This window comes from Amycolatopsis sp. NPDC051106, assembly GCF_040682775.1.
Lineage (GTDB): Bacteria > Actinomycetota > Actinomycetes > Mycobacteriales > Pseudonocardiaceae > Amycolatopsis.
Window position 1 is genome coordinate 1 of sequence record NZ_JBFBBQ010000160.1, and the last position, 11,277, is coordinate 11,277.

Consider the following 11,277-nt stretch of genomic DNA (forward strand, 5'->3'; position numbering starts at 1 on the left):
TGAGCCCCCGCGACAGCCCGGAGGAGTTCGGCGCCCGCGTGCTCGCGCTGGCCGGCGACGCCGCCGGCGTCCTCGTGCTGGCCGACCTGCACGGCAGCCGCCGACGTGAGGTCGAAGACCGCACACCTCGAGCCCGGTATCAATCAGCAGCTGCCACCGCGTGTGGAGACAGCGCGCCGGAGAACCTAGACGAGCACCACCGACGGGTCGGAGGTCTGCAGCGCTTCGACCACCGCCCGGGCGTTCTTGACGCTCGCCGCCTTCGAGTAGGTGTTCTTAGTGCCGCTCATCGCCCGATTGAAGCCCGAGTGGTAAACGGCGTGCAGTTCCACCAGCCGGGACTCGCTTTCGTCGTAGACGTAGATCTGCACCGCCCAGCTGCCGATGTTCTTGTCGTGCGAAGCGACAGCGCTGAAGGCCGGTTGGTGCACCAGCCCCGCGAACGGATCGTCGCCCGGCTCGATCTTGCCGAAGACCACGCGCCTCCCACCCAAGGTGTTCTGGAACACCCCGGCGATATCGGCCACCGACAATGAAGACCGCGCCTGGATGACATCACTTGGCATCTCTGTACCTCGTCCCGGTCGGGCATGTGCGTCCGCATTCAGGACGCCTGCGATGCACAAGTCTTCGAGTACTGAAAATCTGGTACTCAAGCCCGTGGACAGAGACCGAAACGTAACCAAACGTAGTCAAGATCGCGCCGACCGAGATGTCAGGCGGAGCGGCGCCCGGCCGGCTGAGCGGCGGGTACGAAAGACCAGGTGTGGCCTGGTGGGCGCAGCAGGGTTCGAACCTGCGACCGCTCGGGTGTAAGCCGAGTGCTCTTCCGCTGAGCTATGCGCCCCCTCGGGCGGCGGCCCCTCGAAACCCGAGGGAGCCGCCGTCCGGGGAAATCAAGCCAGTTCGGCCACGGCCTTCTTCCAGCCCTGCTGGTCACGCGCCTCACCGGGCGCGTTGACCTCGGCGAACCTGACCACACCGGAGGTGTCGATCAGGAACGTGCCGCGGACCGCCAGGCCCGCCTGCTCGTTGAACACGCCGTACGCGCGAGCCACCTCGCCGTGGGGCCAGAAGTCGGACAGCAGCGGGAACTGGTAGCCCTCCTTCTCGGCCCACGCCTTCAGCGAGAACGGCGTGTCGACCGAGACGCCCAGGATCTGGACGCCCTTGTTGTCGTAGTCGGCGAACTCGTCACGGAGCTGGCACAGCTCGCCGGTGCAGATGCCGCTGAACGCGAACGGGTAGAAGACCACCAGCACCGGCTTGTCGCCCCGGAAGGACGACAGCTGCACCGGCTGCTTGTTGTAGTCGTTGAGCGTGAAGTCAGGGGCCTCAGAACCGACCTCGACGGTCATACCGCGTTTCCTCTCCCGTACGGACACGTGCCTGCGACGACAACCCTATCGTGTCTGCCGGGCGGGACCTGTTCAGCGCTGCTTCGACTTCGACTTCGGAGAGACCAGGCGCGTCCCGATCCAGTTCGCTCCCACACTCATGTTGGCGGTCTGGGCCAGGCCCACGGCCGGCACGGCTTCGGCGATCTCGCTCGGCTCGACGTGCCCGGGCTGCCCGTTCTTCGGGGTCAGGACCCAGATCACGCCGGTCTCCTCCAGGGGGCCCCTGGCGTCGATGAGCGCGTCACCCAGGTCACCGTCGTCTTCGCGCCACCACAGCAGCACCACGTCGATGACCTCGTCGGCGTCCTCGTCGAGGATGTCCCCGCCGATCTGCTCCTCGATCGCCGCGCGGACGTCGTCGTCGACGTCCTCGTCCCAGCCGATCTCCTGGACCACCATCTCGGGCTTGATGCCGAGCCTCTCGGCGACGCTGCTCTGATCAGCGTCTCCCGCGGCGACCACTGCTTTCACTCCTCCAACTACGACGGAGCGTGGCGACCGCCCCCCTCTGCGGGGTACGGCTGCGCCACACTCGGCGACCCGGTTGCCGATAGCGAACACTGGTAGGGCTCCGCGCGCAACCGTCCACACCGGATCTTTGACAACTCGTGTCGCAGGATACGGCCCGCGACCGTGCCGGCGCGACGTCGTTTCGGGTACCTCACGGGACCGGTCTGCCACCCCTTCGGGGGGCGTCGCCTAGGGTGGGGAGGAAGAAAACGCGCGCGCGATACACCGCGCGCGGGGAGTGGCTCGACCGGGTCGGCTGATGTTACCGCTGAGTAGCGGTGCGGAAGCCGGGACGGAAGACGACGATGGAGAGTCGTACACCCCCGAGTACGAGCACCACCGGCTGCAACTTTTCGCAAGGAGACCCCTTGGCCCCGCAGAACGACGGCGCCTCCGGCAAGGAGACCCCGGCACGCGTACGCGTAATCCGTGACGGATTGGCGGCGCACCTGCCCGACATCGACCCGGAGGAGACCGCCGAGTGGCTGGACTCGTTCGACGAGGCGCTGGCCAGGGGAGGTCAGCAGCGGGCCCGGTACCTGATGCTGCGCATCCTGGAGCGCGCCCGCGAACGCAACGTGGGCGTCCCGGCGCTGACCTCGACGGACTACGTCAACACGATCCCCACCGAGAACGAACCGTGGTTCCCCGGTGACGAGGAGATCGAGCGCCGCTACCGCGCCTGGATCCGCTGGAACGCGGCGATCATGGTGCACCGGGCGCAGCGCCCCGGCGTGGGCGTCGGTGGTCACATCTCGACCTACGCCTCCTCGGCCGCGCTCTACGAAGTCGGGTTCAACCACTTCTTCCGCGGCAAGGACCACTCGGGCGGCGGCGACCAGATCTACATCCAGGGCCACGCCTCCCCCGGCATCTACGCCCGCGCGTTCCTCGAGGGCCGGCTGTCCGAGCAGCAGCTCGACGGCTTCCGCCAGGAGTACTCGCACGCCGGTGAGGGCGGCGGCCTGCCGTCGTACCCGCACCCGCGGCTGATGCCGGAGTTCTGGGAGAACCCGACGGTGTCGATGGGCCTCGGCCCGATGAACGCCATCTACCAGGCGCGGTTCAACCGCTACCTGCGCGACCGCGGCATCAAGGACACGAACGACCAGCACGTCTGGGCGTTCCTCGGCGACGGCGAGATGGACGAGGCGGAGTCGCGCGGCCTGATCCACATCGCGGCCGGCGAAGGCCTCGACAACCTGACCTTCGTGATCAACTGCAACCTGCAGCGGCTCGACGGCCCGGTGCGCGGCAACGGCAAGATCATCCAGGAGCTGGAGTCGTACTTCCGCGGCGCCGGCTGGAACGTCATCAAGGTCATCTGGGGCCGCGAGTGGGACTCGCTGCTGCACGCCGACCGCGACGGCGCCCTGGTCAACCTGATGAACGTCACGCCGGACGGCGACTACCAGACGTACAAGGCCAACGACGGCGCCTTCGTCCGCGAGCACTTCTTCGGCCGCGACCCGCGGACGAAGGACCTGGTCAAGGACCTCTCCGACGCCGACATCTGGAACCTCAAGCGCGGCGGCCACGACTACCGCAAGGTGTACGCGGCGTACAAGTCGGCGCTGGAGCACCACGGCCAGCCGACGGTGATCCTGGCCCACACCATCAAGGGCTACGGCCTGGGCCCGGCGTTCGAGGGCCGCAACGCCACGCACCAGATGAAGAAGCTCACCCTCGACGACCTGAAGCTGTTCCGCGACTCGCAGCGGATCCCGATCAGCGACGAGGAGCTCGAGCGCGACCCGAAGCTGCCGCCGTACTACCACCCGGGCGCGAACTCGCCGGAGATCGAGTACCTGATCGGCCGCCGCAAGGCGCTCGGCGGCTTCCTGCCGGAACGCCGCCCGAAGGCCGCGAAGGCGCTCGTGCTTCCCGGCGACAAGGTCTACGAAGGCGTCCGCAAGGGCTCCGGCAAGCAGGAGGTCGCCACGACGATGGCGTTCGTCCGGCTGGTCCGCGAGCTGGCGAAGGACTCCGAGATCGGCAAGCGCGTCGTCCCGATCATCCCGGACGAGGCCCGCACCTTTGGCCTCGACTCGATGTTCCCGACGGCCAAGATCTACAACCCGCACGGCCAGACGTACACGTCGGTCGACGCGAGCCTGATGCTGGCCTACAAGGAGTCCGAGAAGGGCCAGCTGCTGCACGAGGGCATCAACGAGGCGGGCTCGACCGCGTCGTTCACCGCCGTGGGCACGTCGTACGCGACGCACGGCGAGCCGATGATCCCGATCTACATCTTCTACTCGATGTTCGGGTTCCAGCGGACCGGTGACGGCCTCTACGCCGCCGCCGACCAGATGGCCCGCGGCTTCGTCATCGGCGCGACCGCCGGCCGCACCACGCTGACCGGTGAGGGCCTGCAGCACGCCGACGGGCACTCGCTGCTGCTGGCGGCGACCAACCCGGCGGCCGTGGCGTACGACCCGGCGTGGTCGTTCGAGATCGCGCACATCGTGAAGGACGGCCTGCGCCGGATGTACGGCGAGACCGGCCCGGACGGCAACGGCGAGAACGTCTTCTACTACATGACGATCTACAACGAGCCGTACCAGCAGCCCGCCGAGCCGGAGAACCTCGACGTCGACGGCCTGCTCAAGGGCCTGTACAAGTACGCGGACGCGCCTTCCGGCGACGGTCCGGAGGTGCAGATCCTCGTCTCGGGCGTCACGATGCCGGACGCGCTCAAGGCGCAGAAGCTGCTGGCCGAGGAGTGGGGCGTGCGGGCCGCGGTGTGGTCGGCGACGTCGTGGACCGAGCTGCGGCGCGAAGCCGTCGCGATCGACCACGACAACCTGCTCTACCCGGGCAGCGAGCCGCGCGTGCCGTACGTGACCGAGAAGCTGCAGGGCTCGAACGGCCCGGTCGTGGCGGTGTCGGACTGGATGCGCGCGGTGCCGGACCTGATCCGCCCGTACGTGCCGACCGACATGCTGACGCTGGGCACCGACGGGTTCGGGTTCTCCGACACCCGGCCGGCGGCGCGGCGGAAGTTCCTGGTCGACGCCGAGTCGATCACCGTCGGCGCGCTGTCGATCCTGGCCAAGCGCGGCGAGGTCGACTCCGCGAAGGTCCTCGAAGCGGCCACGAAGTACCGGCTCGACGACATCGCGGCCGCGGGGCCGCAGACGTCGGATTCCGGCAGCGCGTGACTTGGCGCTAGAGACACAGTGCTAGAAAGGGACCCGGCAGACATCCGATGTCTGCCGGGTCCCGTTCGCCGCAAGGCCGTGTAGGGAGTTGATGAAGGTGACGAAGCGCCGACTGCCGAAACCGGACGAGCTGAAGCAGCTCCTGCGGCCGAAGCCGATCATTCTCAATCCGACCGAACGGCGGCTGGCGAACGCGCACACCATCGCCGACCTGCGGACGATCGCCCGCAAGCGGACCCCGCGGGCGGCGTTCGACTACACCGACGGCGCGGCCGAGCTCGAGGACAGCCTGCGCCGCGCCCGGCAGGCCTACCGGCGGATCGAGTTCCACCCGAACGTGCTGCGCGGGGTGTCCGATGTGGACACCACCCGCGAGATCCTCGGGAAGACGTCGGCGCTGCCGTTCGCCTTCGCCCCCACCGGGTTCACGCGGATGATGAACCACGAGGGCGAGGCCGCCGTCGGCCGCGTGGCGCAGCGCAACGGCATCCCGATGGGCCTCTCGACGATGGCGACGACGTCGATCGAGGACCTCGCCGAGGCCGCTCCCGAAGCGCGCAAGTGGTTCCAGCTCTACGTCTGGCGCGACCACGGCGCCGGCGAAGATCTGATGAATCGCGCCTGGGCGGCAGGCTACGACACCCTGATGCTGACCGTGGACACCCCGGTCGGCGGCGCGCGCCTGCGCGACGTCCGCAACGGCCTGACCATCCCGCCGGCGCTGACCCTCAAGACGTTCCTCGACGGCGCGACGCACCCCGCGTGGTGGTTCAACCTGCTCACCACCGAGCCCCTGCACTTCGCCTCGCTGAGCCACTTCGACGGCACCGTCGCCGAGCTGCTGAACAAGCTGTTCGACCCCACGCTGAACTTCGACGACCTGGACTGGGTGCGCCAGACCTGGCCGGGCAAGCTCGTCGTCAAGGGCGTGCAGAACGTCGACGACGCCCGCGACGTCGTGAAGCACGGCGCGGACGCGGTGCTGATCTCGAACCACGGCGGCCGCCAGCTTGACCGCGCCCCGACGCCCCTGGAGCTGCTGCCGGCGGTGCTGGACGAGCTCCAGGGCGGCGCCGAGGTGTGGATCGACACGGGCATCCTGTCCGGCGGCGACATCGTGGCGGCGATCGCCCGCGGCGCGGACGCGGTGCTGGTCGGCCGCGCGTTCCTGTACGGCCTGATGGCCGGCGGCGAGCGCGGGGTCCAGCGGTGCGTCGACATCCTGCGCACGGAGATGGTCCGCACGATGCAGCTGCTGGGCGTCCGGACACTGAAGGACCTGACGCCCTCGCACGCCACCCTGCGTTAGACCTGCGCCTGGCCGCCGTCGACGAAGAACTCGACGCCGTTGACGAAGCTCGCTTCCTCGGTAGCCAGGAACAGCGCCGCCGCGGCGATCTCGCTCGGATCGCCGAGGCGGCCGAGCGGGACGGCCGTCGCCATCTGCTCGATCATCGCCTGCTGTGCGCCGGGCTCGGCCAGGCCGAGGAGCCCCGGCGTCAGCGTCGGCCCCGGGCTGAGCACGTTGACGCGGATTCCCTTGCCCTGCAGGTCGAGAGCCCACGTGCGGGCGAAGTTGCGCACCGCGGCCTTCGTCGCCGCATAGATACTCATGCCCGGCGCGACGCGGGTCGACGTCGTCGAGCCGGTGAGGACGATCGACGCCTTCTCGTTCAGCAGCGGCAGGGCTTTCTGCACGGTGAAGACGACGCCCTTGACGTTCGTGCCGAAGGTGGCGTCGAACTGCTCCTCGGTGATCTCGCCCAGCGGCGCGGTCACGCCGCCGCCGGAGTTGGCCACCACGACGTCCAGCCCGCGGCCGCGCTCGGCGATCGCGCGGTAGACCTCGTCCAGGTCGGCGAGCCTCGCCGAGTCCGCGCGGATCGCCTGGACCGATCCGCCGATCTCGGCGACGGCGTCGTCGAGGACCTCCTTGCGCCGTCCGGTGATGACGACGTGCGCGCCTTCCGCGGCGAACCGCTTCGCGATCCCCAGGCCGATGCCGGTTCCGCCGCCGGTGACCAGCGCTGTCTTGCCTTGCAGCCGCACGATGCCCTCCCAAATTCTTGACTACACAGTCCAGAACGTACGCCGTTCTGGACGAAATAGTCAAGAATGCCTATCCTGGCCCCATGGCCAGACCGCGGAGCTTCGACGAAGGCGCGGTCCTGCGCACGGCGCGGGACCGGTTCTGGTCGACCGGCTACGCGGGCACGAAGATCGACGACATCGCCGCCGCGACCGGCCTCGGCAAGGGCAGCCTGTACGGCGCCTTCGGCGACAAGCACGCCCTGTTCGTGCGCATCTTCGACGACCACTGCGCCACGGCGATCGACGGCGCGCGCCGCAAGCTCGAGGGCCCCGACAGCGAGGCCTACCAGCGGCTCCGCGACTACGTCCTGGGCGACGCCGACACCGTCATCGCGGACGAGATCCACCGGGGCTGCCTGATCGCGAAGGCCGCGGCCGAGTGCGCCGAGCACGACCAGGAGATCGCCACTCGCGCCCGCAAAGCGTTCCGCGAGCTCAACGGCCTGCTGACGGCCTGCGTCGCGGCCGCTCAGCGCGCGGGCGACATCGCCGGCGGCCACGACCCGGCCCGGCTGGCCGGCCTCCTGCTGGCGACCATGCGCGGCATCGAAGCCCTCGGCAAGGGCGGCTGCGACCAGGCCGGCCTTCGCGGCATCGCCGAAACGGCTCTCGAGGTCCTCCCGAAGCCGTAACTCGCGTGATCAGACCCGTAACTCGCGTGACGGGAGCCGTAACTCGCGAGTTACGGCTTCGATCACGCGAGTTACGTTCCCAGTCACGCGAGTTCGGGGTTACCGCCTGACTCGTTGGGCCAACCGGTCTCAAGTTCTTGACGGACCGACCGGTTTGTGACGAAGATCTCGGGCACTCGCCGAAAGGCCGTTTTCGCATCGTGGAAAACGGAGGTCGCCCGTGTTCATGCAAGACCTGACTCCCCTCGGTTCGCTGGGCCTGTCCGCGCTCGTCGCCGTGCTGCCCCTGGCCACCGTTCTCGTGCTCCTCGGTGTCGTCCGGATGAAGGCGCACCACGCCGCCCTGATCGGGTTGCTCGTCGCGCTCGTCGTCGGGATCGCCGCGTACGGCATGCCGATCGTCCAAGCCGTCTCGGGCGCGCTGCAGGGCGCCGCGTTCGGGCTGTGGCCGATCATGTGGATCGTCGTCAACGCGCTGTGGATCTACCGGCTCACCGTGCGGACCGGGCACTTCGACGTGCTGCGCCGCTCGTTCGGCCGGGTCTCCGACGACCCGCGGATCCAGGCGCTGATCATCGCCTTCTGCTTCGGCGCGCTCATGGAGGCCCTCGCCGGCTTCGGCGCACCCGTCGCGATCAGCGCCGTGATGCTGGTGGCCGTCGGCTTCCACCCGGTGAAGGCCGCGGTCGTCGCGCTGGTCGCGAACACCGCGCCGGTCGCGTTCGGCGCGATGGGCACGCCCGTCGTCACACTGGCCCAGGTCACCGGCCTGCCGCTGCAGCAGGTCTCCTCGATCGTCGGCCGCCAGACGCCGCTGCTGGCCCTGGTCGTGCCGCTGCTGCTGGTGATCATCGTCGACGGCAAGCGCGGCCTGAAGGACACCTGGCTGCCCGCGCTGGTCTGCGGCGTCGCGTTCGGGCTCGTGCAGTTCCTCGCCTCGAACTACGTGTCGCCGCAGCTGGCCGACATCGGCGCCGCGCTCGCCGGCGCCGCCGCGCTGGTGGCGTTGCCGCAGACGCGCCGTGCGGTGCCCGAAGCCGTCCGGCTCAGCATGGGCGGCGGCGGGACGGCGACCGACGAAGCGCCGCCGGCGGACTCGCGCAACGACGTCGTCAAGGCCTACCTGCCGTACGCGCTGATCATCGTGATCTTCTCCCTGGCCGTGCTGCCGCCGATCAAGAAGCTGCTGGACAAGGCGACCTGGAAGTTCCACTGGCCCGGGCTGAACGTCGTCGGCCCGAACGGGAAACCCGTGTCCGGCAACACTTTTTCGCTCCCGTTCCTCAACACCGGTGGCACGCTGGTGCTCCTCGCCGGCATCATCACGGCCGCGATCCTGGCCGTCTCCGGGAGCGGGGCGGTCCGGGAATGGCTGGCGACGGTCAAGGAACTGCGGTTCGCGATCCTCACCGTCTGCGGGGTGCTCGCGCTGGCCTACGTGATGAACCTGTCCGGCCAGACCACGACGATCGGCACGTTCATCGCGGCCGCCGGCGCCGGCCTGGCGTTCCTGTCGCCCGTGCTGGGCTGGTTCGGCGTCGCCGTCTCGGGCTCGGACACGTCGGCGAACGCGCTGTTCGGCGCGCTGCAGGTGACCGCGGCGAACAAGACCGGCCTGGCCGCCGACCTCCTCGCCGCGGCCAACAGCTCCGGCGGCGTCCTCGGCAAGATGGTGTCCCCGCAGAACCTCACGATCGCCTGCGTGGCGGCGAACCTGCCGGGCGAAGAGGGCAAGCTGCTGCGGAAGGTGCTCCCGTGGAGCGTGGGCCTGCTGCTGGTGATGTGCCTGATCGTGCTCGGGCAGAGCACGCCGGTGCTCAGCTGGATGCTGCCATGACCCGGCGCTCGGCGACGCGGCGCGCGGAGCGGTTCCAGCTCCACCAGCCGTGCACGACGAGCCCGGCGAAGACGATGTAGATCGCGGCGGAGAAGTACAGCCCGGACGAGATCTGCAGCGGCACGCCGATCGCGTCGACGACCAGCCAGACCAGCCAGAACTCGACGAGCCCGGCACCCTGCGCCCCGAAGGCGACGAGCGTGCCGACGAAGATGGCGGCGTCCGGCCAGGGCGCCCACGACGCGTCCAGCGCGTCGAGGACCAGGGCCATCACGGTCGTGCCCGCGACGAAGGCGCCGAGCATGGCCAGCCGTTCGGCCAGCCGTCCCTGCCGGACGACGACGCCGAACACCGGGTCCTGGCGGCGGGTCCAGGCCCACCAGCCGTAGACGGAGATGGCGAGGATGGCGACCTGGCGGGCGGCGAGCCCGCCCAGGTGCGCGGAGGCGTAGACGGCGAACAGCAGCACGGTGGCCCCGACCTGCACGGGCCACGTCCACAGGGTGCGACGCTGCGCGAGGAACACGACGGCGAGCGCGAACACCTGCCCGGCCAGTTCCGCGATCGAGATCCACTGACCGAGCACCGTGATTCCGTGGTGCAGCAGGAAATCCACCTGACGCCCCTTTCGTCCTACCGCATCAAACATGCTCCGGCGGGGGTGAATTCCCTAGAGACTGTGAGGCGCGGAACATCCCACCTCGTGGACGTCGTCCCCGACGCGGAGCGTGCCGCCGCGGACGACGCGGGTCTGCACGCCGAACGTCACGCCGTTGACGTCGGAGATCGTCTTGAGCAACCCGGGCGCGGCCGGCAGCCCCTCGCCCGGCAGGCCGACCATCACGCAGCGAACGGCCTTGCGGAGGACCTCCAGCTCGACCTCGCCGATCCGGATCCGCTTCCCCAGCCAGGCCTCTTCGGCGAGTTCCGGCGCCGGGCCGGTGTCGAGCAGCAGGTTGGCCCGGAACCGCCGCTCGTCGAGCGCGACGCCGGGCGCGCGCTCGGCCAGCCAGGCCAGCGACGACGTCGTGACCAGGTGGAGGGGTGCTTCGTCGTGGTGCGGGATCTCCGCTTCCTTCGCCAGCTCGACGCCCGGGAAGCCGAGCGCGGCCGCCAGCTCGGCGTGCACCTGTGCGGTGTCCCCGCGGACCACGCGCCCGTCCGGGAAGGTGATCACCGGGACGTCGCCGTCGTACCGCGCGGCGAACGCGTGCAGGCCGGGCATTCGCCGGAACCGGCGGGTGTTCTTGCCGCTGCCGAACTTGCCGGCGGGATCGCGGACCGCGTACAGGCGGTCGCCGTCGAGACCGCGCTCGCCGACGGCCGCCTCGGTCAGCCGCTCCCCCGCCATCGACTTCACCGGATAGCGCCAGAGCGCCGCCACGACCCCCATCGCACCAGCGTAACGGCCGGGCGGAGCGTCTTGAATGAGTCATTCAGGTCTTCGGAGGTCCTGAATGACTCATTCAAGACCTTTCGCCGCCGCCACCTCGGCCTGGGAGCCCGGCGGCTTCCTCGTCCGCCGGGCCCCGGCCCGATGTCGTGCACGACTCGTTCACCTCGCCGGACGTCGTGAACGACCCGCTGAACAAGGGCCGCGGAACCCCCTTTCTAATCCCTGGGGCAGCGGGTTACTGTATTTA

10 protein-coding genes and 1 tRNA gene are annotated in these 11,277 nt (G+C 69.5%); 4 read left to right on the top strand and 7 right to left on the bottom strand.

The genetic code is table 11. From position 1 onward, the window contains the following. Positions 1-185: 185 nt before the first annotated feature. The 4 genes from AB0M83_RS47245 to AB0M83_RS47260 form a co-directional block, all read right to left on the bottom strand. Positions 186-566 carry a hypothetical protein gene (locus AB0M83_RS47245; protein WP_364528948.1) on the bottom strand — a complete coding sequence of 127 codons (381 nt, stop codon included), beginning with the start codon at positions 564-566 and terminating at the stop codon, positions 186-188. Positions 567-772: 206 nt separating this feature from the next. Next, positions 773-847, bottom strand: a tRNA-Val gene (locus tag AB0M83_RS47250). Between the two features lie 49 nt (positions 848-896). Continuing rightward, on the bottom strand, positions 897-1,358 hold the full coding sequence (locus AB0M83_RS47255) for a peroxiredoxin (RefSeq protein ID WP_364528951.1): 462 nt from the start codon (positions 1,356-1,358) through the stop codon (positions 897-899). Between the two features lie 72 nt (positions 1,359-1,430). Then, complete coding sequence (locus AB0M83_RS47260; RefSeq protein ID WP_290059845.1) at positions 1,431-1,862, bottom strand: DUF3052 domain-containing protein; 432 nt, start codon at positions 1,860-1,862, stop codon at positions 1,431-1,433. A 416-nt stretch (positions 1,863-2,278) separates the two neighbouring features. Here AB0M83_RS47260 and aceE point away from each other — a divergent pair, with 416 nt between their 5' ends. Then, positions 2,279-5,074 carry a pyruvate dehydrogenase (acetyl-transferring), homodimeric type gene (aceE, locus tag AB0M83_RS47265; protein ID WP_364528954.1) on the top strand — a complete coding sequence of 932 codons (2,796 nt, stop codon included), beginning with the start codon at positions 2,279-2,281 and terminating at the stop codon, positions 5,072-5,074. Between the two features lie 97 nt (positions 5,075-5,171). Next, positions 5,172-6,383, top strand: a complete 1,212-nt coding sequence (locus AB0M83_RS47270; RefSeq protein ID WP_364528957.1) for an alpha-hydroxy acid oxidase — start codon at positions 5,172-5,174, stop codon at positions 6,381-6,383. On the opposite strand, the gene AB0M83_RS47275 is transcribed toward AB0M83_RS47270, so the two are convergent. Beyond that, the gene (locus AB0M83_RS47275) at positions 6,380-7,126 is read right to left on the bottom strand and encodes an SDR family oxidoreductase (protein WP_364528972.1); all 747 of its coding nucleotides are present in this window, start codon (positions 7,124-7,126) and stop codon (positions 6,380-6,382) included. The genes AB0M83_RS47270 and AB0M83_RS47275 overlap by 4 nt on opposite strands. Positions 7,127-7,206: 80 nt before the next feature. Here AB0M83_RS47275 and AB0M83_RS47280 point away from each other — a divergent pair, with 80 nt between their 5' ends. Both AB0M83_RS47280 and AB0M83_RS47285 read left to right on the top strand, forming a co-directional pair. Further along, the gene (locus AB0M83_RS47280) at positions 7,207-7,797 is read left to right on the top strand and encodes a TetR/AcrR family transcriptional regulator (protein ID WP_364528960.1); all 591 of its coding nucleotides are present in this window, start codon (positions 7,207-7,209) and stop codon (positions 7,795-7,797) included. Between the two features lie 220 nt (positions 7,798-8,017). Beyond that, positions 8,018-9,634, top strand: coding sequence for an L-lactate permease (locus AB0M83_RS47285; protein ID WP_364528963.1), 1,617 nt, complete (start codon positions 8,018-8,020; stop codon positions 9,632-9,634). On the opposite strand, the gene AB0M83_RS47290 is transcribed toward AB0M83_RS47285, so the two are convergent. Both AB0M83_RS47290 and AB0M83_RS47295 read right to left on the bottom strand, forming a co-directional pair. Beyond that, complete coding sequence (locus tag AB0M83_RS47290) at positions 9,615-10,250, bottom strand: nicotinamide mononucleotide transporter family protein (RefSeq protein ID WP_364528966.1); 636 nt, start codon at positions 10,248-10,250, stop codon at positions 9,615-9,617. The genes AB0M83_RS47285 and AB0M83_RS47290 overlap by 20 nt on opposite strands. Before the next feature lie 54 nt (positions 10,251-10,304). Then, positions 10,305-11,027 carry an MOSC domain-containing protein gene (locus AB0M83_RS47295; RefSeq protein WP_364528969.1) on the bottom strand — a complete coding sequence of 241 codons (723 nt, stop codon included), beginning with the start codon at positions 11,025-11,027 and terminating at the stop codon, positions 10,305-10,307. Positions 11,028-11,277 lie beyond the last annotated feature (250 nt).

What these genes read in the sequence shown, in the direction of transcription:
- AB0M83_RS47245 (WP_364528948.1), bottom strand. Translation starts at nt 566, where the DNA reads ATGCCAAGTGATGTCATCCAGGCGCGGTCTTCATTGTCGGTGGCCGAT.
- AB0M83_RS47255 (WP_364528951.1), bottom strand. Translation starts at nt 1,358, where the DNA reads ATGACCGTCGAGGTCGGTTCTGAGGCCCCTGACTTCACGCTCAACGAC.
- AB0M83_RS47280 (WP_364528960.1), top strand. Translation starts at nt 7,207, where the DNA reads ATGGCCAGACCGCGGAGCTTCGACGAAGGCGCGGTCCTGCGCACGGCG.
- AB0M83_RS47295 (WP_364528969.1), bottom strand. Translation starts at nt 11,027, where the DNA reads ATGGGGGTCGTGGCGGCGCTCTGGCGCTATCCGGTGAAGTCGATGGCG.